The organism is Lysinimonas soli, from assembly GCF_042655435.1.
Taxonomy (GTDB): Bacteria; Actinomycetota; Actinomycetes; order Actinomycetales; family Microbacteriaceae; genus Lysinimonas; species Lysinimonas soli.
In genome coordinates this window covers 94,063-120,143 of record NZ_JBHSMG010000003.1, presented here as the reverse complement: position 1 = coordinate 120,143, position 26,081 = coordinate 94,063, and the positions used below count along the sequence as shown (strand labels likewise).

Sequence of the window (26,081 nt, the reverse complement as noted above, 5' to 3'; positions counted from 1 at the left end):
CGTTTCGCCTGATCGTGGTGCGGTTCGGGCGGCTTCCGGCGTCATCCGCCCAGAGTCGCCGCCGCCGGGTCCCAGTCCGACGGGACGGCGCGCGGCCGCTCGACGGTGGTCTCGACCTCGACCCAGGCACCGGATTGCGCGGCCTCGCTGATCGAGATCATGGCGTCGAGCACATGGAAGGCGAGGGCCCCCGAGGCCCGTTCGGGCACGCCCGCCCGGATCGAGCGGGCGAGGTCGAGCACGCCCATCCCCCGGCCGAAGGCCGGGCCGGCCTCCGGGATCAGGGTCGGCTCGCCGTCGGCCGGCTCGAACAGCGCCGTCGCGCCGTCGAAGCCGTTGGGGTCGGGAAGGGCGGCCGCGGCATCCGTTCCCGTGATCTCGAGCAGGGTGCGGCGGATCGCCGACTCGAAGCTCAGCACGAGCACCGCGGTCGCCCCCGACTCGAACTCGATGAGCGCGTCGTGCTGCGTCGGCACCTCGACCGGGAACACGGTGCCCGCGCGCGGGCCCGATCCGATCGTGCGATGGCTGCGTGCCGTCGACGAGCTCGCACTGACCCGCGCGATCGGCCCGAAGGTCTGCACGAGGGCGGTGAGGTAGTACGGGCCCATGTCGAACAACGGGCCCGCCCCGACTCCGAACAGGAACTCGGGGTTGGGATGCCAGAGCTCCGGCCCTGCCGACTGCATGATCGCGAGAGCCGACACGGGGCTCCCGAGACGCCCGCCCTCGATCAGACGCTGCGCCGACTGCAGACCGGCGCCCAGGAAGGTGTCGGGCGCGCAGGCGGCGCGCAGCCCCCGGGCGGAGGCGGCGGCCAGCAGACGACGGCCCGACTCGCGGTCGAGCGCGAAGGGCTTCTCGCTCCAGACGTGCTTGCCCGCCTCGATCACCTGCAGCCCGACCTCGACATGCGCGGCGGGGATCGTGAGGTTGACGACGATCTCGACCTCGTCGCGGGTCAGCAGCTCGGCGACCGAACCGTGCCCGGGAACGCCGAAGGCCGCCGCCTGAGCCGCCGCACGCTCGAGATCGAGGTCGGCGATGAAGTGCACCACGACATCCGGGAAGGTCGTGAGCACCTGCAGGTACTGGGTGCTGATGACGCCGGCGCCGATGATTCCGACGCCGACGGGGCCCGTGCCGGTCGGGCCCGTGCCGGCCGGGCCCGTCACGCCGCCGCCTCCGTCGCGGCCAGGTAGGAGAAGCTACGCGCGACCGCGTCCCAGATGTCTCCGCGGGTGTCGTCGAGCTCGGCCACCCGCCGGGCCTGCGGGGCGGCGGCCAGGATGCCGGGGATGTCCAGCGCCCCATCCCCCACGGCGACCTGGTCGCTCGGTTCGGCCGTGCCGGGACCGTCCTTGACGTGGATCAGCTGCACCCGCTCACCGAGCCGCTCGAGCAGCCCGACCGGGTCGACCCCGCCGACGGCCGCCCAGTAGGTGTCGACCTCGAGCACGACCGCGTCATCGAGCTCGGCCGCCAGGACCTCGAGGGCGGGCAGGCCGTCGATGCGCGCCGCGAGCTCGAAGGCGTGGTTGTGGTAGCCCAGGCGCAGCCCGGAATCCGCCGCCTGTCTCGCGAGCTCGCCGAGCCGCCGGGCGGTGCGCGTGACGTCGTCCCGGGTCGTCCAATGCTCGGCCGGGTAGTGCGGGTCGATGATGGTCCGGATGCCGAGCCGCGTGGCGGCGGCGAAGGCCGGCGCGGGGTCGTCGGCCACGATCAGCGAGGCATGCGCCGAGGGGGCGGTCAGCCCCGAGTCGGCGAGGGCGGCGGCGAACTCCCGCTCGCGGTCGACGAAGTTCCACAACTCGACCTCACGGAATCCGATCTCGGCGACCCGCGCGAGCGTTCCGCCGAGGTCGTCGGCCACCGCGTCACGGAGGGTGTAGAGCTGCAGGGACAGGCCGGGGGATGTCACGAAGGGGCTCTCCTTTTGGGCGAACGTACGAGTTCCCGACACCGCGTGGGAACGCTCTCTCAACTCTAGGACCGGCGGATGACGCTCGCGAATGGATGGCGCCGGCGCGCGGAGTCCGCCCCGTAACCGACTTGGGCAGTTACCAGCGTTGCTCCCGATGGCGACCCCGGCGCACGCAAAGAGGGGCCCCGCCGAAGCGGGACCCCTCATGAGACGGTGACGACTAGAGCGCCGCCACGTCGAGCGGAACCCCGGGACCGAACGTCGTCGACAGGGTGCCCTTCTGGATGTAGCGGCCCTTCGACGAGCTCGGCTTGGCGCGCTGGATCTCGGCGAGCGCTGCTGCGAAGTTCTCATCCAGCTGCTCGGGCGTGAAGCCCGCCTTGCCGATGACGAAGTGGACGCTGTTGTGCTTGTCGACGCGGAACTCGATCTTGCCGCCCTTGATCTCAGAGACGGCCTTGCCCGTGTCGGGCGTCACCGTTCCGGTCTTCGGGTTGGGCATGAGGCCGCGCGGGCCGAGCACCTTGCCGAGTCGGCCGACCTGGCCCATCAGCTCGGGCGTCGAGACGGCGGCGTCGAAGGCGGTGTAGCCCCCGGCGACCTTCTCGATGAGCTCGGCGCCGCCGACCTCATCGGCGCCGGCCGCGATCGCCGCTTCGGCCGCGGGGCCCGTGGCGAAGACGATGACGCGGGCGACCTTGCCGGTGCCGTGCGGGAGGATGACCGTTCCGCGCACCATCTGGTCCGCCTTGCGCGAGTCGACACCGAGCTTGAGCGCGACCTCGACGGTCGAGTCGAAGTTCTTCGACCCGGTCTGGCGCACGACGTTGACGGCCTCGGTGGGCTCGTAGAACTTGCCGGGCTCGATCTTCTCGGCGGCGGCGCGGTATGCCTTGGATTTCGTCGACATGATTACGCCTCCACCGTGATCCCCATCGACCGGGCGGTGCCGGCGATGATCTTCATGGCAGCCTCGACGTCGTTGGCGTTGAGGTCTGCCTGCTTCTGCTCCGCGATCGAGCGCACCTGCTCCTTGGAGAGCTTGGCGACCTTGACGGACTGCGGGGTCGCCGATCCCTTCTGCACTCCTGCGGCCTTCTTGATGAGCTCGGCCGCCGGCGGGGTCTTGAGGATGAACGTGAACGAACGGTCCTCGTAGACGGTGATCTCCACCGGGATGACGTTGCCGCGCTGCGACTCGGTCGCGGCGTTGTACGCCTTGCAGAACTCCATGATGTTGACGCCGTGCTGGCCGAGCGCCGGACCGATGGGCGGTGCGGGGTTGGCCGCACCGGCGTTGATCTGGAGCTTGATCAGCCCCGTGACCTTCTTCTTGGGTGCCATAAGTGGCTCTTCTTTCCTGTCATGCCTCCGAGGAGGCGCTCCCACGGACCGGGCAGATCCCGGCAGTGGTTGGGTGGGGTGCCGCGAACGGCAACTTCGCAATATTACAGGTTCGACGCGCTGTGCGCCTCCCCCGATTCTTCCGGGTCCGGCTCCGGCTCCGGCGATCAGGATGCCGCGGCCGACACGCCGGCACCGCATCCTGATCCGCAGACACACGCGGCGCGTCGACCTGAATCGCGGACACCGCGCAGGCGCAGGCGCAAGCGCAAGCGCATCGACGGCCGGACGCCGAGGCGCCCTGCCCGGGCGGGCTAGAGCTTGGTGACCTGGTCGAAGCTGAGCTCGACCGGGGTCTCGCGCTCGAAGAGCGAGACGAGCACGGTGAGCTTGCCGCTCTCGGGCTTGATCTCGCTGATCGTTCCGGGAAGACCCGCGAACGAGCCCTCCTTGATCGTGATGGTCTCGCCCACCTCGAAGTCGACCTCGGCCGGGATGACGCGGGCCGTGGCCTTGCCGCCGCCCTTGCCTGCCGCGCCGCCCTTGACGGGCGCCTCGACGACCTGCACGAGGCTCTTCAACATGTTGAAGGCCTCCTCGAAGCGCAGCGGGGTCGGGTTGTGGGAGTTGCCCACGAATCCGGTCACCCCCGGGGTGTGCCGAACGACCGACCAGCTGTCTTCGTTGAGGTCCATGCGCACGAGCACGTAGCCGGGGATGCGCACCCGGTTGACCAGCTTGCGCTGACCGTTCTTGATCTCGACGACGTCTTCCATCGGCACCTGCACCTCGAAGACGTAGTCCTCCATGGCCATCGACGAACGACGCGACTCGATGTTCTGCTTCACGCGCTTCTCGAAGCCGGCATAGGAGTGGATGACGTACCACTTGCCCGGCTTGGCGCGCAGTTCGGCGCGGAACTCCTCGTAGGGGTCGACCGCGACTTCCTCCTCCTCGAGCTCCTCCTCGTCGCTCGTGGCGGCGACAGCGGCATCCGTGTCGGACGCCTCGCCGATGTCAAGCGCGGAGTCGACGATCGCGTCGGCCTCGGGGTCGCTCGCCGCGTCGAGGGCGTCGAGGATGCTGTCGAGGTTGGCTTCGACATCCGCCTCGTCGTCGACGATGTGGATGGCGCGGTTCTCGGCGTTCTCGCCCGAGAGCTCGTCGCTCTGGAGCACGTCGTCCTGCAGCAGGTCGTCTTCTTCAGACGACTGCTCGGCGGCGGGCGCGAGATCGACGTCGCGGCGCTCTTCTTCAGTCACGGTGATTTCTTCCATTCATAGAACGTTCCGGGGCGGGGCCCCTCATGCAGTGGATCCGGCTCAGCCGGACCGGGTCAGCTGGTGCCGTTGCCGAAGACCCAGGCGACGAGCGCACTGAACCCGAAGTCGAGACCGTAGACGAGGGCCATCATGACGATGACGAACGCGAGCACGACTCCCGTGTAGCTGAACAGCTCGCGCCGGGTCGGCGTGACCACCTTCTTCAGCTCGTTGACGACCTGCCGGATGAAGAGTGCGATGCGCGCAACCGGGCCGCGCCGTTCGGCGCGTTCCTGCTTGGCGCTCGCGACGAGGTCCTCACCGGGCTCGTCGACCACCTTGCGTGCCACTCTCAACAACCTTTCAACAGGGAACCTCGCAAAGGGTTGCGAGGTGTCGCAGGGCGGACAGGACTTGAACCTGCAACCTGCGGTTTTGGAGACCGCTGCTCTACCAATTGAGCCACCGCCCTACAGGGATCGGCCCGCCGTCGGCACGCCCCGATGAAAATGGGCGCGACAAAGCTTGGCTGACTTCACCACTGCGATCAGTGTATGCCATCCCGCAGGACGGGTCATCGGCACGGGCGCCGAGCCGACCGCGGCCCCCGAAACCCACCCCCCGAAGAGGGGTCAGAATCGATCGGAATCGTCGCGTCATAAAACGACGACCCCTCAGTCTCTTCCGGTGAAGGGGCCAACCATCCCTTCGCAACACCCGCAACCGAACACGGGCAACGAAGCTGAGATCAGCAGCCGCACCACCTCGTCCGCCGCATCGAGTGCCGACCCGCAGTCTGCGGGACGGCACTCGATGGGCGCTCGACCGCCGACCAGCTTCCTCGTCCGTCCAGGATCAGGAAGGTACGTCGTGTTCACCACATCGGCTTCGAGCGAGTCCGCTCGAACAGGGAAGGTAAACCGGCTCACGCGCCTCGGCGCGTCCGTCGGAGCTCTCGCACTCGGAACAGGGGTCGTACTGTTCACCCCGGTCTCGGCGACCGCAGCAGATCAAGCACAGTCGTTCGGCGAGGGCCAGTTCCTCTCGGGATCGGTGCTCGGCACGGATCTGAGCAACATCGCCGCCGTCGACTCGGCACAGGCGCGCAACGACGGGACCCAGTCCACGCAGACTCAGAAGAATCCGCTCTCGGCGACGGTCCTCAACTCGATCCACGTCGGCAACGGTTCGACCCTGGCCATCCCGCTGGGCAGCTTCCTACAGCTCGGGGCGGCGTCGCAGTTCGCTCAGGCAGCGAGGGGCGGAAGCTCGCTGGCCGCGAGCGGTGCGGTCACCGACGCCGGCGGCCTCACCGCCGGCAACGAGAAGAGCGCCCCGCCCGCTGACGCGACGTTCAACCTGTCGGCGCTGCTGGGCGACCAGATCGGGTCGAACATCTCAGACCTCACGCTCACCACGAGCGACGTGGCCGCCCAGGCGACCGGAAACCTCGACAAGGCCTCGGGCGACTACACCCTCGCCGACCTCAAGCTCTCGTTCTCGAGCCCGGCGATCGCGAACCTCACCCAGAAGGTGGATGGGGCGCTGCAGCAGGCGCAGAGCAGCCTCGACAAGCTCGTCGGCAAGAACGGCCAGTTGGTCTCGGGGGTCAACGGCCTCGTGCAGAAGCTGGATCCGGCGCTCAACCTGCTCGGCGCCAACGCCAACGTCACGGCGACGATCGACACCGGCGACCTGCAGTCGCTCGTGCAGTCGATCCTCGACGGCAAGTACGGGAACGGAGCCGTCGCCTTCGACCTGCAGACCGGCAAGGTGACCGTCGATCTCGCCAAGCTCCTCGGCAGCAACATCAACGATCTGCCGCCGGGCACGGAGCTGCTCAACGACCCGATCGTCAACCAGATGCTCAACGGCATCACCTCGACGATCTCGACGATCGCGGACCAGGTGGTCAACAAGGTCAAGGACAACCTGCACAACGCGGCTGTCGACATCCACGCGGATGCCACCGCCAACGTCGCGCAGGCCCCGATCGTCCAGCAGGTCTGCAAGACCGTTCAGAAGATCGTCCAGGTGCCGGTCACGGTGCCGGGAACCGGGTCGACCACCGACACCGGAACCGGCGGGCTGCTCGGCGGCGTCCTGGGCGGACTCGGCGGGGTCCTGAGCCCCGGCGGCTCGACCTCGGGAGCCGTCAACGGCATCACCCAGCTCGTCAACCAGACGGTGAACCAGCTCGTGTGCACGGACCAGAGCACCGCGGTGGCTCCCCTCGGCACCGGCGTGAACCTCGACATCCACGGAACGGTCGATCAGCTGATCAACGGTTCGGGTGCGACGGCGACCGCCAAGCTGACGCTGCCGGGCGGTGCCGCCACGACGATCAGCGCCAACACCCTGATCGACGGCGTCGGCACGACCCTGGCGAATCAGCTCTTCGGCAGCGACAGCACCGTGACCGATCTGGTCAACGCGCTCAACACCGGGCTGGTGCAGCCCGCAGTGGACGGCCTGACCGGGCCGAGCGGCGTCTCGGTGGGCAACGTGCTCACCGGGTTGGTCTCGGCCAAGGTCAACCTGCAAGAGACCCACCTCGCCTCGGCGAAGGGCACGGCGGTGGCGTCCGGCTCGGAGTTCACCGAGACCGCGCTTCGAGTGAGCGTGCTCAGCGGCGTCGGCGGCTCGAGCCTGGCGACGGTCAACCTGGCGCAGGCCACCGTCGGTCCGAACATCACGACCGTGGTCACGCCGCCCACCGACGGCAACCCGGGAGGGCCGGGAACCCCGGGCAACCCGGGCACCACGGCGGCATCCATCAGCCGTCTCGCGACGACCGGCGTGGGGATCGCCGCTCTCGTCGCCGCGGTTCTCGCCCTGTTGGCAGCGGGTGCCTACCTGGTGCGAGAGAGCTACCGTCGCAACCACCCGGCTCAGATCGGGTAGCGCGGTAGCACCGAGAAGCCGGGACCGCCTGCCCCCAAGACTCGCGGTCCCGGCTTTTTATCGCCCCTCGCCGGGCGCCGGGCGGGGCGGGCGAAGCCGGGGCGCGGGGGCAGGGGCGTCGCCGCGCTAAGGTCCAGGGATGCTCCCCGCCGACTGGTTCCCGGCCGCCATCGCGGGGCTCGGCCTGGGCCTCTCGTTGATCATCGCGATCGGCGCCCAGAACGCGTTCGTGCTGCGGCAGGGCCTGCGCCGCGAGCACGTCGCCCTCGTGGTGGTCATCTGCGCGGCATCCGATGCGCTGCTGATCGCGTTGGGCATCGGAGGAGGGGCGGTCGTCTTCGGGCGGATGCCGTGGCTCGTGGATGTCGTCCGCTGGGTCGGTGCCGCCTTCCTGCTGTTCTATGGGATCCTCGCCGCACGGCGCGCGCTGCGTCCGGCCCGGGCGACGCTCGCCGATGCCGATGCCGACACCGCGCCGGCACGGCCGGCGGCTCTCGCCGTCGCCGCCACCTGCCTGGCGTTGACCTGGCTGAATCCGCACGTCTACCTCGACACGGTCGTGCTGCTCGGCTCCGTCGCGAGCACGCACGGCGAGGCGCGCTGGGCGTTCGGCGCCGGGGCGGCAGTGGGCAGCATCCTGTGGTTCAGCGCGTTGGGATTCGGGGCCCGGCTTCTGGCCCCGGTGTTCGCGAAGCCGCTCGCCTGGCGGGTGCTCGACGGAATCATCGCGATCGTCATGGTCGTGCTCGCGGTCACCCTCGCCGTGAGCTCGTTGCGCTAGCTGTTCTGACTCGGAGCCTTGTTGACTTAGGGAGAGACCTCCGGGTCGAGTGGAGCTGTTCAGGTTCCTTGCTCGATGACGGAGGTCTCTCGTGTCTCACGGTAATGCCCGGTTGACGCCGGTTGGCAGGTTGACGATGGTTCAGCGGATCGCGGCCGGCAGGCCAGTGGCTCATGTCGCGTCCGAGATGGGTATCTCGCGCACGTCGGCGTGGAAGTGGTGGCGACGATACCGCGCGGAAGGGCTGGCTGGTCTGATCGACCGGCCCAGTGTCGCGCACTCGCATCCTCGGCGCACGAGCCCCTGTCGGGAGACGCGGGTGCTGATCGCCCGAATGCTGACGCGGCGAGGCGCGCTCACGATCGCCGCGAAGACGGGAGTGCCGGCGTCGACGGTCGGTCGGATCCTGGTGCGCAGGCAGGTTCCCGCGTTATGTGATGTCGATCCGATCACCGGGGTGCTGATCAGGGGGTCACGGCGATCGCCGAACCGCTACGAGCACCCTTACCCGGGCGCGTTGCTGCACATCGACGTGAAGAAGATCGGCCGCATCCCGGACGGCGGCGGCTGGCGCGTTCACGGTCGCAGCGAGCAAGCCAGGGGGCGCGGGATCGGTTACGACTACCTCCACACCGCGATCGACGACCACTCCCGGTTCGCGTTCGTGGAGCGCTGCGACGACGAGAAGGGCACTACAGCCGCCGTGGTCCTGCGCCGCGCCGTTGCCCACTACGCAAAACTCGGCGTCCGCATCGAAGCGATCATCAGCGACAACGCATTCGCCTACCGACGTTCACGCGAGCTCGCCGCCACCTGCGCCGAGCTGGGCATCCAGCAACGATTCATCCAACCCGCACACCCCTGGACCAACGGCAAAGTCGAACGCCTCAACCGCACCCTCGCCACCGAATGGGCATACTCCCGCGCCTGGACCTCGAACACCGAACGCGCCAACGCCTTGCAACCCTGGCTCGACTACTACAACCTGGAACGGCCCCACTCCGGCATCGGAGGCCAACGCCCCATCGACCGAATCAACAACGGTCCAGGTCAGAACATCTAGCGCCGGGTCGCGCGGTGCCGCGCCGTGGCCCCTCGCGGCGCCCGGTGAGGGAGGACGCGGTGCGTCAGAGGTGCACGCCGACGAGCACGGGCTCCGGTTGCAGCAGCACCCCGAACTCCGACATCACGCGCGTCTGCACGTAGCCGGCCAACTGCACGATGTCACGCGCGGTCGCGTGCCCCCGGTTGACGATCGCCAGCGTGTGCTTGCTCGAGATCGCCGCACCCGAACCCGGCAGGGCGAAGCCGCGTGAGATCCCCGAGTGCTCGATGAGCCACGCCGCGCTGAGCTTGACCAAGTACTCCCCCGAGGCCGGCGCCACGGGGATGGGCGCCCCGAGGGGGAGCACCCGCGGCGGGCGCTCGGGCTCGGTGGGCCAGCGCGGTGCATCCGAGGGGAGCCCGCGGGCGAAGTTCTCGCTCACGATCGGGTTGGTGAAGAACGAGCCGGCGCTGATCGAGTCGGGATCGGCGGCATCCCAGATCATGCCCTTCGAGGCGCGCAGCGCGATGACGGCCGCGCGCAGCTGCGCGAGGGGAACGTGCTCGCCCGGCTGCACGCCGAGGTCCTTCGCCAGCTGCTCGTAGGCGATCGGCCGCGAGAGCCCGTCACCGGATGCCGTGAGCGCCAACTCGAGGGACAGCACGACGCCGAGGCGCCCGCGCTTGAGCTCGCTCGTGCGGTACCCGAGCCCGAGTTCGGCGGTCGGCAGCCGCAGGACGTCGCCCGTGGCGAAGTCCAGGAAGTCGATCGCCACGAGCGTCTCGCCGAGCTCCTGACCGTACGCACCGATGTTCTGGATCGGGGCGGCCCCCGCCGTGCCCGGGATGCCGCTCAGCGCCTCGATGCCCGCCAGCCCGTTCGCGACCGCGTACTCGACGACGCCGTCCCACGGTTCGCCCGCCTGCACCCGGATGCCGGAGTCGGTGCGCTCGATACCCCGCGTGACCACGCGCAGCACGTCGCCGTCGATGCCCTCGTCGGCCACGACCACGTTGGACCCGCCGCCGAGCACGAACCACTCGTCGAATCCCGACCAGAGCTCGAGGGCGGTGGCGACCAGCTCATCGCGCGTCGCCGGCTGCAGCAGGCGCGCGGCGGGGCCGCCGACGCGCAGCGTGGTGAGCTCGGAGAGGTTCACGCGGGCAGCGCCACCCGCACCTGGGCCTTGCCGAGCACGGTCTCGTCGCGGAAGGTCACGGTGAGGTCGATGCGGGCGCTGGGGCGGCCGTCCGGAAGGGTGTCGAGCACGCCGACCTTGGCGAGGACGGTCACGTCCGCGCCGGTGGCGGCATCCACGAACACCGGGCGGGTGAACCGCACCTGGTAGTCGAGCACCTTGCCGCTGTCGCCGCCCAGCCAGTCGACGACCGGCTGAACGGCGAGGCCCATGGTGAGCATCCCGTGGGCAAGCACGCCGTCGAGGCCGACCGAGATCGCGACGTCGTCACGGTAGTGGATCGGGTTGAAGTCGCCCGAGGCGCCGGCGTAGCGCACGAGGGTGTCGCGCGTGAGGTGGAAGGTGCGCTCGGCGACGACGGCGCCGACGGTGAGCTCGCTCATTCGTCACCCCGCACGACGAGCGTCGAGGTCGCGGTGACGACGTGGTCGCCGTCCGCGCCGACGATGGCGGATTCCGCGGTCACCATGCTGTGGCCGCCGAGGGTCTTGACGCTCGTCACGGTGAGGGTCGCGGTGAGTTCGTCGCCAGCCACGATGGGGCGGGTGAAGGTGAAGCGCTGGTCGCCGTGGACGACGCGCGAGAAGTCGATGCCGGCATCCGGATCGGCCAGCAGTTGGGCGAGGGTCTGCTCCTGCACGACGACCGCGAAGGTCGGTGGGGCGACCACATCGGGGTAACCGGCGGCTCGGGCGGCATCCGGATCGAGGTTGAGCGGACTGGTGGCGAGCACGGCGCGCGCGAACTCGCGCACCTTCTCTCGCCCGACGAGGTAGGGAGCGGTCGCAGGGTAGCTGCGGCCTGCGAGCCCGGGATTCACTGGCACGAGTCGAGCCTACCGAGGGGGCGCACGGCCGACGCGTGGATGCTGGGCGGGCAAGTGAAAGCCCCGGTGACCTTCTCGGTCGACCGGGGCTTTCGGTACTGCTTGGGGGGGTCTTAGGGCTAGTGCGTGCGCCTTACTGGCAGCTGTCGCACTGCAGGTCGTCCATCGGATCGACCGGAACCGCGTAACCGCCCACGCTGTCGACGTCGTTCATGGCGATCCTCCTTCTGAGTCTCATCTCCCGCGCATCCCCGGGATGGGTTCTCACTATATAACCGGAATGCCACGGATGTCATTCCACTAGATGTAGTGATTTTCGGCGTGTCGCGGATATCTCTATTCTCGCAGCCGCCGCCGACAATTGTCGGTTTCCGGAGTGGGTTGCGCCCCTGTCGATCGTCACCGCGCTGGCCCCAACAACGCCGTACCGGAAACAATGGCTATCGCACGTCAGGCTGCCGCACAGCGGCCTGCAGCTCGCGGATGACTGCCGCGAGAACGCCGGAAGCCAAGAGGCCTCCGCCGAGCGGACCGGCCGAGTCTTCGCCGACCGGCGGAAGTCGTCGAAGGGCAGCCCTGACCGGCGCTGTCATGTGCGCCAACTGCCAACTGACCTCGCGACGCCTTGCGGCGGCTTCATCCGACGCGGCCAGACCCGCTGCCTTTGCCGCATACGCAGCGGCACCCAGGGCGTGCGCGCCCATGTGCGCAACACCTGAGGCCTGCGCGGCGGCGCGAGCCGCCGCGACCGCGGCGGGCGAGCTCACGGCGCTTGCTGCGCGGCCGGCCACGAAACGGCGGCGGATCTCCCCAGCCGCTTCGAGTTCACCGCGACTGTAGGCACGGGTCCGCTCGATCGCGTCACGGGGGCGACCGTCGGCGGGCGCCTCGGCCTCGAACAACTCGACGACGTGCTCAGCGCAGTCGGCGGCCCATGCGGCCACACATCGCCGGTCGGAATCGCTCAGCGCTTGCGGAGAGGACATCATCCCTATTCTCGCCGCATCGTGCGAGCAACTGTCGTGCCCGGCACGGCAGACTCTCGGCTGAACCGAGTCAGCCTCACATTGGCAGCCCGCGTCAGCCCGCGCCGAGCTGCAACTGAGTCACGAGGCCGAGCGTGTCGGCGTTGAGCCAGTACTCGACGGCCTGCTGGTCGGCGACTCGCAGGATGTCGATGATGGGGCCGACTTCGACGGAGGAGACGAGATCGGGCAGCAGGGATCGCAGTTGCGTGACGAAGTCGACCATTCCCGACACCCCGCCGACGGCGCTTCCATCCCCTCCGTCGAACATCGCGGCGTGCACGCGGTTGCCGTCCGAGATGATCTGCGCGGCGAGCGAGTAGTCGCCGTTCCACAGTTCGACCCACTTCTCCACGAGCGCGCCGGCATCCCGGTCGGAGTCGGTGGCGGTAGTGCCTGCGTTGCTCATGCGTGTTCTCCCCTGATGTCGCGAACGTCGAGAAAACAGTCAAGGCGACGGGGCCAGGCCTATCGAATCCCGCGGGTCGGCCGGCCCCCGGGTCGGCCGGCCCCCGGGTCAGCCCGCCCCGAGATGCAGCGCGGCGAGGGCGGTGGTCCAATCGGCGGCGATCGCGTTCTGCGCGGCGGCGAGCGTCACGGTTCCATTGCACACCGCGGCGTGGAGCGAGTTCTCGACCTTGTCCTTCGGATTGTTGAACGAGGAGGCGAGAGTCCGGTTCGGCTCGACCCACAGGTTCGACGCCGAGGATGCGCCGCCGAGTTCCAGCGGCACGAGGTGATCCAGCTCGGTCGTCGTGGAGTACTGCTCCGAGTAGGCGGCATAGCTGATCGACTTGAACCGCCCGGTGGCGGCCGCAGGGGGACGCACCGTGGCCGTGTAGCCGCGAACGCAGATGGTCTGCTGGATGTCGGCCTGGCTGACCGCCGGATCGATCGCACCGGGGGTGCAGGCGGCATCCGGCAGGTAGTCGCCCCGGGTCGCATCGACCGTGCGGGCATGGCACTCCCCCGCGCTCAGCTGCTCGTCGACGACCACCACGGCGGGCGTGTGGACCGTCCGCAGCGGCGTCTGCGCTGCCGGCACCGCGGTGACGGCCGACGGCGGCGACAGCGTCGGTTGTGGGGTGAGGGCGATCTGCGGCGACAACGTCGAGCACCCCGTCATGCCGCCCAGGATGACTCCGACTGCCACTGCGAGGACTGCCCTGTTCACTGCTCTCCGTCGATCTCGAGCCGCGAACCGCGCCCACCACCTGGTCACGGTCACTCTACGTTCCCCGCGAGGCGACTCCGGCGCGGTCGGCGCCGATAGGCAGAGTGCTATCCGATCGCGAACTGGACGGTCGTGATCGACCCGACCCGGCCCGTCGCCAGGTCGACGTAGCGCACCCCGATGCGGTGCGGGCCGTCGGGAAGGGCCTGGGTGACGCGGACGATCGGGGCGCTCGTGAGGGTGTGGATGTTGCCGGTCGAGACGCCGTCGACGAAGACCTCGACCTGCATTCCGGCGATGCCGCCGATCTGCACCTGCACCGAGGTCGACCCTCCCGTGGTCGGCACCGTGCTCCCGGTTGTCGGCTCGAGCAGGGTCGGACGGTCGAAGACGAGCGGCCCGAGAGCGGTGGACGCCGCGGAGCGATTGCCCGCCGGATCGGTCTGGATCGCCACCACCGTCTCGTCGTCACGCGCCGGATCGGGAACCGGAATGCTCCAGGCCCCGGACGCGTCGGCCGTCGCGGTTCCCAGAACGCGCCCGCTCTCGTCCTGGAGTTCGACGGTCGCGTTCGGCTCGGCCAGACCCTTCACGTCGGGGAGCCAGAGCAGGGGCGGCGCGGCGAGCGGGTCGACCGACGGCGGCAGCGCGACACTGTCGACCGTCAGGGTGCGGCGGATCGCCGAGGACACGTTGCCGGCGGCATCCGTCAATGTCACCTCGAACTGCCAGGCCCCGTCGGGCACCGGGCCCGAGGCCGCGACGACCCAGGAGCCGTCGGCGGCGACCACTGCGGAACCGGTCTGGTCGAGGACGGTCACGCCGTCGGCCCCGAGACGCTGGACGCGCACGACGACGCCCGCCTCCCCTGTGCCGGTGAACCGGGGCAGCGGATCGGAGCTGAGCAGGCCGTCGACCGGAGCCGTCACGACCGGCGCGGCCGGTGGCGTGGTGTCGGGCGGGGCCGGCGCGGGCGGGGCGGGCTGCGTGGGCCGTCGGGTCACGGGAGGTGCGACGGGAGCGGCGGGAGCCGGTACGACCGGCGGATCCGCCGCCGTGGTCGGGCTGGGGGTCGGCGACGGCGGTGTCGGGCGCGTGGTGTGCGACGGCGTCGACGACGCCTCGGGTGCCGACGCCCGCGGGGTGGCGGTGGAGAAGGACGCCGATGCCGCGAAGGCGCCGCCCGCCACGAGCACGACGGCCGCCGCCGCGATCAGCGCGACGATGCCGCGGCTCGGGCCGCTCACGATCATCGGGGTCGCGCCGGCAGAACCGGTCGCGCCGGCCGAGCCCCCGGCGGAACTCGCCGACGCCTGGCCGCCCGACGACTGCCGCTGCGCCAGGAGCGCCGCTGCAGCGGCCCCGCCGATCATCAGGGGGAACAGGAACGCCGCCAGCCTCGTGCTCAGCTGGTCGACCTCCTCCAGCAGGATCGAACAACTCGCACAGGTCTTGAGGTGCTCGGCGAAACGGACTCTCGCCCGCGGGGTCAGACCACCGCGCGCGTACTCGCCCATGCGTGCCGTGGTCCAGCGGCATTCGGGCGCCACCCGGATGCCGCTGACGTGCGCCTGCAACCAGGCGTTCTTGAGTCCGTCGCGGGCGCGATAGGCCAGGGCCGCCGTCGCGTTCGCCGTGAGCCCGAGGAGCGGGGCGACTTGCGCCGGCTCCATCCCCTCGACCTCCGTGTACCAGAGCACCGTCTGCCACCGCTCGGGCAGCGTGCGGAAGGCGCGAACCGTCGTCGTCGACCCGATCGCGACCTCCTCGGGACCGGGACGGTCGTCGGCGGGGTCGTCGACATCCTCGAGGGAGGCCGGATCGGTGTCGGGCTTCCACCTCAGCGCGACGTTGCGGATCGTCCGATACAGGTACGGGCGGAACGCCTCGTTCGGGCCGCCGCCGCGCTGCACCGCGCGCAGGATCCGCATGTACGCCTCGGCCACGATGTCGTCGGGCTCCGCGATCGAGCGGAACCGGCTCGCCACGGTGAGGCCGGCTCGCGCGTGGCGCTCCCAGAGCACCCCGAAGGCGCGCACGTCGCCCGCGCGCGCACGCTCGACGAGCCCCTCGTCGCTGACCCGCCGGTCGTCGCGGTCCATTAGCCCTCACCATCGATCGGGCGCGATATGCCCTACTTACTCAGACCCCGTTCCCCTTTCATCATGACGCCGAAAACAACTCATGATTTCCGCGTCATCATCGCCGGCCCTCGTGGGTGTACTCCCTGGATGCGTCCGCCCGCGAGCACCGTGCGACCGGGCGCCTGACCCGCTCCGACTCGTCGACCGCCCGGGCTTCCCCCACTCGGGCGGTCGGCGGCACGTTCACGGGCGGGGCAGTGATCCCGAGGTGCGGTGCGGCGTGAGCGCATCCTTGATCGACACCCGACGGCTGTACTCGATCGAGCCGAAGCGGAACAGTTGCACCGCGACCCGGAGCACGATCACGGCCAGCAGCAACAGCTCCGCCGAGAGGGCGATGCCCTGCCAGAGCGGCAGCCCGCCGAAGGCATTGCGCAGCAGCGCCGTCACGGGAGCCGAGTACGGGAACCAGGTGAAGATCTGCACGATCAGCGCGGTGGGCTCGGACACGATCAGGGTCACGATGTAGAACGGGATGAAGATCAAGATCATGAGGGCGCCGAAGATGGGGCCGGCATCCTTCGCCGTGGGCATGACCGCCCCGAGGGCGACCAGGCTGCCGGTGAACAGCGCGAAGCCGCCGATCAGGATGAGCGCTCCGATGATCATCTGCTGCGGGTCGAGCACCAGCGTGCTCAGGTCGAGCGTGGGGATGTTCAGCTGGGTGCGGAACAGGCCGTAGGCGAGGGCGAGGGGGATCGCGAAGACGACCATCTGCACGAGCCCGGTCGCGAACAACGAGACGATCTTCCCCAGGATCAGCGCCGTCGGGTTGATCGTGGTGAGGATCATCTCGGTCACGCGGTTCTCTTTCTCGTCGAGGGTCGACGAGAGCATCTGATTGCCCAGCAGCAGGATCACCAGGTAGAACGCCACGAGGTAGAGGATCGGCGCGATCACGCCGTTGATCCCGGCGGCCTGGTGCCCGTCGCGATAGGTGGTGCTGACCGTGTGCACGTTGCCGCTGACGAGCGCGACGAGCTGGGGCGAATCGACCTTCTCTTCGGCGCTCGACTGGAGCAGGGCGACCGCGACCGACTCGTAGACGCCGTTGCCGAAGATGTCCTTGTCTTTGCCGTAGACCTTGATCGTCTGCTTGGCCGGGTCGGCGGGGAAGTCGAAGAAGGCCTGGCTCGTGCCCGCCTTCACGGCGGCGACCGCCGCGGTGGCGTCGCCGACCGGGTGGCCGCCCATCTTGCTCGCGAGGGCGGGGTCGATGATGCCGGAGCTGTCGCGGTAGCCGAAGCTCAGGTGGGCATTCTTCTGAGCGGATGCCGCATCGGCCGTCGCGCTGTTCGACAGGAACACCAGGGCGAAGACCACCATGAGGGCGACCGGCACCACCAGGGTGATGATCCAGAACTGCGGTTTGGCGAGGCTGCGACCGAACTCGAAACTGACGACGGTGCGCAGGTTGTGCTGAGCCACGTTCACTCGCCCTTCTCATCGGTGCCGTAGACCTCGACGAAGATGTCGTCGAGCGACCGGCGTCGAGGCTCGAAGCGGGTGACCGTCAGCCCCGCGTCGAGCAGCCCGCGCAGGATGCCCGCGAGGTCCGCTTCGCTGCCGACGCCGAGCACGGCGTGCCCGTCATGGGTCTCGACGACCTCATAGCCGGGCGAGACCGGAAGGGTGCCGCCGTAGTCGACCGCGATCGTGAGACCGCCGAACTGTTCCTGCACCTCGGGCACCGTCCCGTAGGCGCGGGCCGCGCCGTCCTTCAACAGGATGATGCGGTCGCACAGCCGCTCGACCTCCTCCATCTGGTGGGTCACCATGAGCACCGTGGCGCCGGCGGCCCGCTGCTCGTCGATGATGTTCATCAGCAGCCGGCGGTTCACGGGGTCGAAGCCCTTGGTCGGCTCGTCGAGGATCAGCAGCTCGGGCTCGTTCATGATCGTCACGCCGAGTTGCACCTTCTGCTGCTGCCCGCCCGAGAGCTTGTCGATGCGCGTCTTCGCCTTGTCGCCGATCTCGACCCGCTCGAGATAGCCGAGCGACCAACGCCGCGCCGCCTCCTTGGTGAGCCCCTTCAACCGGCCGAAGTAGGTCATCACGTCGATGACCGACTCCTTGCGGTAGAGGCCGCGCTCCTCCGGCAGATAGCCGAGCCGCCGCGAGTGCTCCGGGGTGAACGGCCGCCCGTCGATCAGCAGGCGGCCCGCGGTCGGCCGGTAGATGCCGAGCAGGGCGCGAAGCGTCGTCGTCTTGCCCGAGCCGTTGCTGCCGAGGAAGCCGAAGGTCTCGCCGCGTCGCACCTCGAACGAGAGGTCGTCGATCACCGTGACATTCGAGAAGTCCATTCGGAAGTGGTCGATCTCGACGATCGGAGCATTCATCACCCGAGCAAGGCTAATCCGTCACACCGACCGTCGATACGCCCGGAGGGCCCCGCACCTGCACCACCATTCCCGAGAGCACTAGCCGGGCGAACTGTACGCACGTATCATCATGCGTACAGCACTGGAGGCCGCATGCCCGTCGATCGTCTGCTCCCGACCCCGGAGGCGGAACTACTGCTCGACCTCGTCCGCGACATCGCCGACCACGAGCTCGCCCCGCTCGTGGACGAGTACGAGCGCGACGCCCGTTACCCCGACGGGCTGTTCCAGCTGCTCGGCGATGCCGGCGTTCTCGGACTGCCCTACCCCGAGCAGTACGGCGGCGGCGGGCAGCCCTACGAGGTCTACCTCCAGGTGCTCGAAGAGCTGGCGTCGCGCTGGTCGTCGGTCGCCGTCGCCACGAGCGTGCACGTCATGGCCTGCTTTCCGATGGTGCAGTACGGCTCGGCCGGGCAGAAGGACGAGTGGCTGCCCCGGATGCTGACCGGCGAGCTGATCGGCGGCTACAGCCTCTCCGAGCCCCACGCCGGGTCGGACGCGGCCGCCCTCAGCTGCCGTGCCGACGCGGTGGACGGCGGCTACCTGGTCACGGGCTCGAAGGCCTGGATCACGCACGGTGGACGCGCCGACTTCTACACGCTCTTCGCCCGCACGGCGCCGGGCTCACGCGGGGTCTCGTGCTTTCTCGCCCCCGGCCGGGTCGATGGACTGCAGTTCGGTCCGCCCGAGCAGAAGATGGGCCTGCACGCGATCCCCACCGCGGGCGCCTTCTGGGACGGCGCCTTTCTCGAGAGCGATCGCCTCATCGGCGTCGAGGGAGAGGGTCTGCCGATCGCCTTCAGCGCCCTCGACTCGGGTCGGCTCGGAATCGCCGCGGTCGCCACCGGACTCGCCCAGGCCGCACTCGACGTCGCCGTGCAGTACGCCCGGGAGCGCACCGCGTTCGGCAAGCCGATCTTCGATCACGAGGGCCTGGGGTTCCTGCTGGCCGACATGGCGGCCGCCGTCGACTCGGCGCGCGCCACCTACCTCGATGCGGCCCGGCGACGCGATGCCGGGCATCCGTACAGCCGTCAGGCGTCGGTGGCCAAGCTCATCGCGACCGACGCGGCCATGAAGGTCACGACCGATGCCGTGCAGGTGCTCGGCGGCTACGGCTACACGACCGACTTCCCCGTCGAGCGCTACATGCGCGAAGCCAAGATCATGCAGATCTTCGAAGGCACCAACCAGATCCAGCGACTCGTCATCAGTCGCGGACTGAACCCCTCGCGAACGGCGGCGGTACGCTCGGAAGGCCGGCCCGGCGTCCACCGAGTCGGCTGAACGGAGGGCGCGTCGTGTCGAGCTACAGCCCCTCGTTCGCCGTCGAACTCGTCGGCCGCGAACACAGCCCACGTCAGGCGGACGTCTTCGCCCGGCTCGTCGCCCTGACCCTCGAGCGCGGCTTCGCCCGCTACACGCTCGAGCAGGCCGCCGTCGCCCTGCGCTGCTCGAAGTCGACGATCTACGCCTTGGCCGGGTCCCGCGAGCAGCTGATCCGCGCCGTCGTCGTCTCGTTCTTCCGCGAGGCCGCCGAGCGCGTGGAACGACGGGTCGCGGCCGAGTCCGACCCGGTACGCCGCGTCGAGGCCTATCTGCTGGCGGTCGCCGACGAGCTGCGACCGGCATCCGCCGCCTTCATGGATGACGTGGCCGCCTTCCCGCCGGCCCGCGAGATCTACGAGCGCAACACCGTCATCGCGACGCAGCGCGTGCGCGAGCTGATCCTCGACGGCATCGAGTTGAGGGCCTTCCGCGACGTGCCCGCCGAGTTCGTGGCCGAGGTCGTGACCTCGGCCATGGTGCGCATCCAGCAGGGGGTGTTCGCGAAGAACACCGGACTGACCGACGCCGAATCGTATGCCGACCTGGCCAACCTGGTCGTGAACGGCATCATCCGGCCGAGCTGAGCCGGCGCCCCGAGCGCCGGAGACCAACCGAAAAGCACGTCGAGGAGGACGCCATGCCCACTGCAGTGATCGTCGATGCCATCCGCACCCCGTCGGGTCGGGGCAAGCCGGGCGGAGCGCTCAACCCGGTGCACCCGGTCGACCTGCTGGCCGGCACGTTGACCGCGCTCGTCGAGCGCTCCGGGCTCGACCCGGCCCTGCTCGACGACGTGATCGGCGGATGCGTCTCGCAGGCCGGCACGCAGTCGGTCAACATCGCCCGCAACGCCGTGCTCGCCGCGGGATTCCCCGAGCACGTGCCGGCGACGACGATCGACCGGCAGTGCGGCTCGAGCCAACAGGCCGCGACCTTCGCGGCGCAGGGCATCATCGCCGGGGCCTACGACGTCGTCATCGCCTGCGGCGTCGAGGCGATGAGCCGCAACCCGATCGGGTTCGCCGCCCTCGGCCTCGACCCCTACGGCAAGGCGATCGCGGCGCGGTACCCGGGCGGGCTCATCGGGCAGGGCGTCTCGGCCGAGCTGGTCGCGCAGCGCTGGGGGATCTCGCGCGAGCAACTCGACGAGTTCGCGGCACGGTCGCACCAGCGAGCGGCGGCCGCGGCGGCATCCGGAGCCTTCGCGAACGAGATCGTGCCGGTCGAGGTCGACGGTGTCTCGATCACCGACGACCAGACCGTCCGGCCCGGCACGACGGTCGAGGGCCTGGCGACGCTCGCCCCCGCGTTCCGCAGCGACGAAGCCGCCGAGCGCTTTCCCGAGCTGACGGACTGGAAGATCACGCCCGGCAACTCCTCCCCGCTCACCGACGGCGCCTCCGCCGCGCTCATCATGAGCGAGCGCAAGGCCGGCGAGCTGGGGCTCACCCCGCGAGCGCGCTTCCACAGCTTCTCGGTCATCGGAAGCGATCCGATCCTCATGCTCACCGGCATCATCGCGGCGACCCGCAAGGTGCTCGAGCGCGCCGGCCTGGGCATCGACGATCTGGATGTCTACGAGGTCAACGAGGCGTTCGCCTCGGTTCCGCTGGCCTGGCTCGCCGAGACCGGAGCCGACCCAGACAAGCTCAACCCGCGCGGCGGCGCGATCGCTCTCGGGCACCCGCTCGGCGCATCCGGCGGTCGCCTGCTCGCGACGATGCTCAACCACCTCGAGGCGACGGGCGGCCGCTACGGCCTGCAGACCATGTGCGAGGGCAACGGCATGGCCAACGCCACGATCATCGAGCGGGTCTAGAGGGCCAGCCGGTTCCGCCGCCGCGCGACGACTGCGGCTACTGCGGCGCCAAACGCAGGGCGCCGTCCATGCGGATCGTCTCGCCGTTGAGATAGTCGTGCTCGGCGAGCATGACGACGAGCTGGGCGTACTCGTCGGGGCGCCCGAGTCGGTGCGGGAACGGCACGCCGGCGGCGAGCGAGGCGTTGACCTCGGGTCCGAGCGCGGCGAGCATCGGGGTGTCCATGATGCCGGGGGCGATCGTGTTGACCCGGATACCCGAGCGCGCGAGATCGCGGGCCGCCGGCACGGTCATCGCCACGACTCCGCCCTTCGAGGCGGAGTAGGCGATCTGGCCGATCTGACCCTCGAAGGCGGCGACCGACGCGGTGTTGACGATCAGGCCGCGTTGGCCGAACTCGCCCTCCGGCTCGGTGGCCGCGATCACCTCGGCGGCGAGACGCAGCACGTTGAAGGTGCCGATGAGGTTGATCTCGATCGTCCGGCGGAACAGCTCGAGCTCGTGGGTGCCCTTCGACGACAGGATGCGGCGGGCCGGCGCGATGCCGGCGCAGTTCACCACGAGACGCAGGGGCGGGTCGTCCGGGCCGATCGTCGCGAGCGCGGCGCGCACCTGCTCCTCACTCGTCACGTCGGCTCCGACCAGACGCACCCCCTCCGGCGTCGCCCCGGCGTGCGCCTCGACGGCGGACGGAAGGTCGAGGCCGATCACGGCGGCGCCCTTGGCGACCAAGGCCTGGGCGGTCGCGGCACCGAGGCCGGATGCGGCACCCGTGACGAGAGCGGTGATCCCGTTGATCTGCATCGCTGTTCTCCTGTGAACGAATGGCCGGCCGGACCGGGACGGCGCCCACCCAGCCTACGATCTCAGGCCGGCCGGGAGCTCAGGCCAGCCAGCCGCCTTCCCGCAGCCAGTCGATGCAGAGCTCCGGCCAGCGCTCGGCCGTGCCGGAACCTCGCGCGAGTCCGAGGCCGTGACCGCCCTCGGGAAAGACGTGCAGCCCGTGCGGCACCCCCGCGTCGGCCAACGCCGACCCGAGCAGGTAGCTGTGCTCGACCGGAACCAGGTCATCGGCCGCCGTGTGCCAGATGAAGAACGGCGGGGCCTGCGGCGTGACGAGCCGGTCGAGCGAGGTCTCTCCGCGCAGCGCATCGCTCGCGTCGGCGCCGAGCAGCTCGGCGCGCGAGCCGGCATGGGTCGGCAGCTGCATCGAGACCACGGGGTAGGCGAGGATCGCCAGATCCACCCGCTCGGAGTCGGCGGCTCCCGGCGCCAGGGCGGCCATCCCGGCGGCGTGCGCGCCGGCCGAGAAACCGATCAGCCCCACGTGCGATGCCCCGGCGTCCCGGCGTTCGCGCACGGCCGAGCGGATCGCATCCAGGGGGCCCGGGTGCCGGGTGCCGACCGGATAGCGGAACACGCTGGCCTCGAGGCCGGCGTCGACGAGCCAGTCCCGAACCGGCTCGGCCTCGTGATCGGCGTGGACGCGGTATCCCCCTCCCGGCAGGACGATGACATGCAATCGGGGATGCTTCTCGGGGGGCATTCGACCTCGTTCTCGTGCGTGCGCGGACATTCAGATTAGGCCGAACGCGACAGGGAGCCGACCCACGCGTTGACGACCTCTCGCCCGACCCTGCCTTGCGACGGTTCGCACCGGAGGAGTGCGCCCGATAGTCTCGTCGAAGAACGACAGGGGAGCGCCTTCGGGCGCTGAGAGTGCGGTACGCCGCAGACCCTCGAACCTGCTCCGGTTAGTACCGGCGAAGGGAGTCGGGAATCTCAGGTTTCCTCGTGCCATGCCCGTTCCGGGCTTCCGGAGCGGATGCGGCACGAGGGCGCCGCCCCCGCGGAATCCATCGGACCCACGGGAAGCAGGAACACATGAGCACCCATCGCACCATCGACCAGGACGCGACGTCCTCGGTCACCGCGAACCGCACCATCCGCGCCGCCGGCCGCCCTCTGGCCTGGCGCGGAGTCGACCTTCTCACCGCGGCCATGCTCGCGGTCGCTTGCGGGGTCGCCTTCTGGGCATTCGACACCTTCGTCTACCCTCTGGTCACCCTCGTCACCGCCGGCTTCCCGCCGGCCGGCGAGCTCGCCCTCGGCGTCTGGCTGATCCCCGCGGTCGTCGGCGGACTGATCGTGCGCCGACCCGGCGCCGCGCTCTTCGCCGAACTCATCGCCGCGAACATCGAACTGATTCTCGGCAACGGCTGGGGCGTGGCCGTGCTCCTCTCCGGCCTGCTGCAGGGCCTCGGCGTCGAGGCGATCCTCGCCCTGTTCCGCTGGCGGCGGTTCGGGGCCGGGGCCGCCGTGCTCGGTGGCATCGCCTCGGCGGCGCTCGAGATCATCGGCTACGAGTGGTGGGCGTACACCCCCGCCTACACGCCGGTCTGGAAAGTGGTCTACCTGGCCTGCGGCGCCGCGAGCGGCGCCGCCATCGCCGGTCTGGGCGGTCACGCGCTCGCGCGTGCGCTCGCTCGCACCGGTGCCCTGAACGCCTTCCCGGTGGGCCAGGAACTCCGTGAGTCCCGCTCCGCGCGCTGACGGCATCGCCCCCGTCCGGACGGGTGCTCGCGTCGAGGCGCGGGAGCTCAGCTGGCGGCCGTACGGGCGAGCGCTCCCCGTGCTCACCGGGCTGACCTTCCGCATCGAGCCGGGCGAGCGGGTGCTTCTTGCCGGTCCGAGCGGTTCCGGCAAGTCGACCCTGCTCCGCGCGCTCGCCGGGGTGCTGACCACGGTCGAGTCCGGCGACCTGGGCGGATGCGTCACCCTCGACGACGCGGAGGCGCCTTCCCGCGGCGTCCCTGTCGGCCTGCTCATGCAGGACCCGTCCGACGCGATGGTCGCCCGTCGGGTCGGGCGCGAGGTCGCATTCGGCCCCGAGAACCTCGGCCTGTCCCGCGATCGGATCTGGGCGGCCGTGCGGGAGGCGCTCGACGCGGTCGGATTCCCGTACGGCCTCGAGCATCCGGTCGACGCGGTCTCGGGGGGCGAGGCGCAACGCCTCGCGCTCGCCGGCGTGCTCGCGCTCGGCCCCCGGCTGATCCTGCTCGACGAGCCGACCGCCATGCTCGATCCCGCCGCGGCGGCCGTCGTGCGCGAGGCGATCTGGGCCGCGGGACTCGCGAGCGGCGCAACCATGATGGTGGTCGAGCATCAACTCGACGGGTGGCTGCCCGGGGTCGACCGAGCCATCGTGCTCGACGACGGCGGGGCGATCAGCGCCGACGGACCGGTCGAGGCGACCTTGCGCGAACAGGCCGCGTCGCTGTCCGGCCTGGGGGTCTGGGTGCCCGGGCTCCCCTCCCCCCGGCCACGGGAGATCCCGCGCGAACTGTGCACCCCGCACGACGGCGCGGCCGCGTCCGGGACCGTGCTGCTCACCGCGAGCGCGGTGGGCCTGGTGCGCGCCCGGCGCCGCGGCCTCGGTGCCGACCTCGAGGAGCAGGGTCCGGATGCCGTGGCGGCCCTGTCGGGCGTCGACCTGCTCGCGAGCGCGGGCGAGGTGCTCGCCATCGTCGGCGCCAGCGGAGCGGGCAAGTCCACACTCACGGCGCTCATGGCCGGGCTGGAGTCGCCCACCTCCGGCGAGGTGACCGCGACCCGCGAGCTGCGGCGTGACGCCACCCCGCAGCCGGCGCGGTGGACCTCTCGAGAGCTGGCCCGCCGGGTGGGCTGGGTGCCGCAGCAGGCCGAACTCGCGGTGGTCGCCCGCACCGTGCGCGACGACGTGCTCGCCACCGCTCGGCTGCTCGACCGCGACGAGCGTGCAGCCGAGCAGCGCACCGACGGTCTCCTGGCGGCTCTCGGGCTCTCGGCCCTGCGAGATGCCGATCCGCACACGCTCTCGGGCGGCGAACTCCGGCGGCTCGCCCTGGCCGGCGCGATCGCGCACGGCCCGGCCGTGCTCGTGCTGGACGAGCCGACCGTCGGCCAGGACCGCAACACCTGGGCCGCCGTCGCGGGGGTGATCCTGGCGGCACGGGATGCCGGCGTCGCGGTCGTCGTCGCCACTCACGACCCGCTTCTGATCGCCCTGGCCGACCGGCACGTCCGGCTCGAGCGCGGCCGGCTGGTCGACGACGGCGCAGCGCCCGGCGCCCTCGCCTCCACCACCATCGACGCCCCCGTGCCCGAGAACGCCCCACGACGCTGGTCCGGTCTCGCGATGCGGGCGGGGCCGCTCAGCCTTCTCGGGTCGTCGCTGCTGCTGCTCGCCGGCGCCTCCTCCATCACCGAGCTGCCGGTCGCCGCGGCTGCCGTGGCCGTCGAAGTCGCGCTCGCCCCCGTGGTCTTCGGCTGGCGGCGAGTCCCCCGGCGGCTGCTGCCCGGACTGCTCGCGGTCACCTCGGTCGGATTCTCGAGCTGGCTGCTCGGCTCGGGGCAGGATCTCGGCGTCGCCGTGACGGCCGGTCTGCGGGTCGCCTTCTTCGTGCTCCCGGGGGTCATGATGGCGGGCCTCGTTGACCCGTTCGCCCTCGGCGACCATCTGGCTCAGCGGTTGCGGCTACCAGCCCGGCCCGTTGTGGCTGCGGTGGCCGCGCTGGGACGATTCGAGACGCTCGGCGACACGTGGCATCAGCTCTCCCGCATCCGTCGGGTCCGGGGGCTCGGCGCCGGGCGCTCGCCGCTGGCCCGCGGTCGCGAGTGCGCCGCGCTCACCTTCGGGCTGCTGATCCAGTCCCTTCGTCAGGCCGGCCGGATGGCCGTCGCGATGGAGGCCCGCGGATTCTCGCAGGCCCGTTCGGGAGCGCCGCGGTCGTGGGCCGAGCCGGCTCCCTGGCGTCGTGCCGACTCGGCGTTGATGTCCCTCGGCATGCTGGTGGCGCTGGTGCCGCCCCTCCTCGCCCAGGTGATCCGATGATCGCCGCACCCGGGCCCGCCAGCACCGCCGCCGCCGAACCTCCCGTGGACA

25 protein-coding genes, 1 tRNA gene and 1 riboswitch are annotated in these 26,081 nt (G+C 70.4%); of the genes, 8 read left to right on the top strand and 18 right to left on the bottom strand.

All coding sequences use genetic code 11. The features are described 5' to 3' along the window. Positions 1 to 41: 41 nt before the first annotated feature. The 7 genes from ACFPJ4_RS12335 to ACFPJ4_RS12305 all read right to left on the bottom strand — a co-directional run bounded on the left by ACFPJ4_RS12335 (position 42) and on the right by ACFPJ4_RS12305 (position 5,002). Positions 42 to 1,175, bottom strand: coding sequence for a Gfo/Idh/MocA family protein (locus tag ACFPJ4_RS12335; RefSeq protein ID WP_386740743.1), 1,134 nt, complete (start codon positions 1,173 to 1,175; stop codon positions 42 to 44). Then, complete coding sequence (locus ACFPJ4_RS12330; RefSeq protein WP_386740742.1) at positions 1,172 to 1,921, bottom strand: sugar phosphate isomerase/epimerase family protein; 750 nt, start codon at positions 1,919 to 1,921, stop codon at positions 1,172 to 1,174. Before ACFPJ4_RS12330 ends, ACFPJ4_RS12335 begins: the two co-directional genes overlap by 4 nt. A gap of 223 nt (positions 1,922 to 2,144) precedes the next feature. Next, positions 2,145 to 2,834 (bottom strand): 50S ribosomal protein L1, encoded by a 690-nt coding sequence (gene rplA / locus ACFPJ4_RS12325; RefSeq protein WP_386740741.1) that lies wholly within the window; start codon positions 2,832 to 2,834, stop codon positions 2,145 to 2,147. A gap of 2 nt (positions 2,835 to 2,836) precedes the next feature. Beyond that, positions 2,837 to 3,268 (bottom strand): 50S ribosomal protein L11, encoded by a 432-nt coding sequence (gene rplK, locus ACFPJ4_RS12320; RefSeq protein ID WP_386740740.1) that lies wholly within the window; start codon positions 3,266 to 3,268, stop codon positions 2,837 to 2,839. A gap of 314 nt (positions 3,269 to 3,582) precedes the next feature. Continuing rightward, positions 3,583 to 4,530, bottom strand: a complete 948-nt coding sequence (nusG, locus tag ACFPJ4_RS12315; protein WP_386740739.1) for a transcription termination/antitermination protein NusG — start codon at positions 4,528 to 4,530, stop codon at positions 3,583 to 3,585. Positions 4,531 to 4,604: 74 nt separating this feature from the next. Further along, positions 4,605 to 4,880 carry a preprotein translocase subunit SecE gene (gene secE, locus ACFPJ4_RS12310; protein ID WP_386740738.1) on the bottom strand — a complete coding sequence of 92 codons (276 nt, stop codon included), beginning with the start codon at positions 4,878 to 4,880 and terminating at the stop codon, positions 4,605 to 4,607. Positions 4,881 to 4,929: 49 nt separating this feature from the next. Continuing rightward, positions 4,930 to 5,002: transfer RNA gene (locus ACFPJ4_RS12305), tRNA-Trp, on the bottom strand. 398 nt (positions 5,003 to 5,400) lie between these two features. On the opposite strand from ACFPJ4_RS12305, the gene ACFPJ4_RS12300 reads away from it, so the two are divergent. The 3 genes from ACFPJ4_RS12300 (at position 5,401) to ACFPJ4_RS12290 (ending at position 9,278) form a co-directional block, all read left to right on the top strand. Then, positions 5,401 to 7,434 (top strand): choice-of-anchor G family protein, encoded by a 2,034-nt coding sequence (locus ACFPJ4_RS12300; RefSeq protein WP_386740737.1) that lies wholly within the window; start codon positions 5,401 to 5,403, stop codon positions 7,432 to 7,434. A gap of 139 nt (positions 7,435 to 7,573) precedes the next feature. Beyond that, positions 7,574 to 8,215 carry a LysE/ArgO family amino acid transporter gene (locus tag ACFPJ4_RS12295; RefSeq protein WP_386740736.1) on the top strand — a complete coding sequence of 214 codons (642 nt, stop codon included), beginning with the start codon at positions 7,574 to 7,576 and terminating at the stop codon, positions 8,213 to 8,215. Positions 8,216 to 8,306: 91 nt separating this feature from the next. Continuing rightward, entirely contained in the window at positions 8,307 to 9,278 is a 972-nt protein-coding gene (locus tag ACFPJ4_RS12290) for an IS481 family transposase (RefSeq protein ID WP_386740735.1), read from the top strand. A gap of 64 nt (positions 9,279 to 9,342) precedes the next feature. On the opposite strand, the gene ACFPJ4_RS12285 is transcribed toward ACFPJ4_RS12290, so the two are convergent. The 9 genes from ACFPJ4_RS12285 to ACFPJ4_RS12245 form a co-directional block, all read right to left on the bottom strand. Further along, positions 9,343 to 10,419, bottom strand: coding sequence for a UDP-N-acetylmuramate dehydrogenase (locus tag ACFPJ4_RS12285; RefSeq protein ID WP_386740734.1), 1,077 nt, complete (start codon positions 10,417 to 10,419; stop codon positions 9,343 to 9,345). Beyond that, positions 10,416 to 10,841, bottom strand: a complete 426-nt coding sequence (locus tag ACFPJ4_RS12280; protein ID WP_386740733.1) for a MaoC/PaaZ C-terminal domain-containing protein — start codon at positions 10,839 to 10,841, stop codon at positions 10,416 to 10,418. Before ACFPJ4_RS12280 ends, ACFPJ4_RS12285 begins: the two co-directional genes overlap by 4 nt. Beyond that, on the bottom strand, positions 10,838 to 11,284 hold the full coding sequence (locus tag ACFPJ4_RS12275; protein ID WP_386740732.1) for an FAS1-like dehydratase domain-containing protein: 447 nt from the start codon (positions 11,282 to 11,284) through the stop codon (positions 10,838 to 10,840). The genes ACFPJ4_RS12280 and ACFPJ4_RS12275 overlap by 4 nt, the downstream gene beginning before the upstream one ends. Positions 11,285 to 11,724: 440 nt before the next feature. Next, positions 11,725 to 12,270 (bottom strand): putative immunity protein, encoded by a 546-nt coding sequence (locus ACFPJ4_RS12270; RefSeq protein ID WP_386740731.1) that lies wholly within the window; start codon positions 12,268 to 12,270, stop codon positions 11,725 to 11,727. A gap of 94 nt (positions 12,271 to 12,364) precedes the next feature. Further along, entirely contained in the window at positions 12,365 to 12,718 is a 354-nt protein-coding gene (locus ACFPJ4_RS12265; RefSeq protein ID WP_386740730.1) for a hypothetical protein, read from the bottom strand. Positions 12,719 to 12,826: 108 nt separating this feature from the next. Further along, entirely contained in the window at positions 12,827 to 13,483 is a 657-nt protein-coding gene (locus ACFPJ4_RS12260) for a hypothetical protein (RefSeq protein ID WP_386740729.1), read from the bottom strand. A gap of 107 nt (positions 13,484 to 13,590) precedes the next feature. After that, entirely contained in the window at positions 13,591 to 15,585 is a 1,995-nt protein-coding gene (locus ACFPJ4_RS12255; protein WP_386740728.1) for an Ig-like domain-containing protein, read from the bottom strand. 225 nt (positions 15,586 to 15,810) lie between these two features. Then, entirely contained in the window at positions 15,811 to 17,055 is a 1,245-nt protein-coding gene (locus tag ACFPJ4_RS12250) for an ABC transporter permease (RefSeq protein ID WP_386740727.1), read from the bottom strand. A gap of 2 nt (positions 17,056 to 17,057) precedes the next feature. Further along, a complete protein-coding gene (locus ACFPJ4_RS12245; RefSeq protein WP_386740909.1) occupies positions 17,058 to 17,966 on the bottom strand; it encodes an ABC transporter ATP-binding protein in 909 nt (302 codons plus the stop codon). A gap of 135 nt (positions 17,967 to 18,101) precedes the next feature. Between ACFPJ4_RS12245 and ACFPJ4_RS12240 the strand changes: the two genes are divergently transcribed. From ACFPJ4_RS12240 to ACFPJ4_RS12230, 3 genes are read left to right on the top strand one after another with little or no spacing between them, the layout of a single operon-like run. Further along, the gene (locus tag ACFPJ4_RS12240; protein ID WP_386740726.1) at positions 18,102 to 19,295 is read left to right on the top strand and encodes an acyl-CoA dehydrogenase family protein; all 1,194 of its coding nucleotides are present in this window, start codon (positions 18,102 to 18,104) and stop codon (positions 19,293 to 19,295) included. A gap of 14 nt (positions 19,296 to 19,309) precedes the next feature. Continuing rightward, positions 19,310 to 19,921: a TetR/AcrR family transcriptional regulator gene (locus ACFPJ4_RS12235; RefSeq protein ID WP_386740725.1), complete on the top strand. Its 612-nt coding sequence runs from the start codon at positions 19,310 to 19,312 to the stop codon at positions 19,919 to 19,921. 53 nt (positions 19,922 to 19,974) lie between these two features. Further along, positions 19,975 to 21,156 (top strand): thiolase family protein, encoded by a 1,182-nt coding sequence (locus ACFPJ4_RS12230; protein WP_386740724.1) that lies wholly within the window; start codon positions 19,975 to 19,977, stop codon positions 21,154 to 21,156. A gap of 37 nt (positions 21,157 to 21,193) precedes the next feature. Here the strand turns inward: ACFPJ4_RS12230 and ACFPJ4_RS12225 are convergent, their stop codons facing one another. Both ACFPJ4_RS12225 and ACFPJ4_RS12220 read right to left on the bottom strand, forming a co-directional pair. Then, a complete protein-coding gene (locus ACFPJ4_RS12225) occupies positions 21,194 to 21,961 on the bottom strand; it encodes an SDR family oxidoreductase (protein ID WP_386740723.1) in 768 nt (255 codons plus the stop codon). Between the two features lie 79 nt (positions 21,962 to 22,040). Continuing rightward, on the bottom strand, positions 22,041 to 22,679 hold the full coding sequence (locus ACFPJ4_RS12220; RefSeq protein WP_386740722.1) for an alpha/beta hydrolase: 639 nt from the start codon (positions 22,677 to 22,679) through the stop codon (positions 22,041 to 22,043). A gap of 162 nt (positions 22,680 to 22,841) precedes the next feature. Next, a riboswitch (TPP riboswitch) is annotated at positions 22,842 to 22,946 on the top strand. Between the two features lie 95 nt (positions 22,947 to 23,041). On the opposite strand from ACFPJ4_RS12220, the gene ACFPJ4_RS12215 reads away from it, so the two are divergent. Together ACFPJ4_RS12215 and ACFPJ4_RS12210 are read left to right on the top strand one after the other, a co-directional pair. Beyond that, entirely contained in the window at positions 23,042 to 23,710 is a 669-nt protein-coding gene (locus ACFPJ4_RS12215; RefSeq protein ID WP_386740721.1) for an ECF transporter S component, read from the top strand. Next, positions 23,688 to 26,030, top strand: coding sequence for an ATP-binding cassette domain-containing protein (locus tag ACFPJ4_RS12210; RefSeq protein ID WP_386740720.1), 2,343 nt, complete (start codon positions 23,688 to 23,690; stop codon positions 26,028 to 26,030). The genes ACFPJ4_RS12215 and ACFPJ4_RS12210 overlap by 23 nt, the downstream gene beginning before the upstream one ends. Positions 26,031 to 26,081 lie beyond the last annotated feature (51 nt).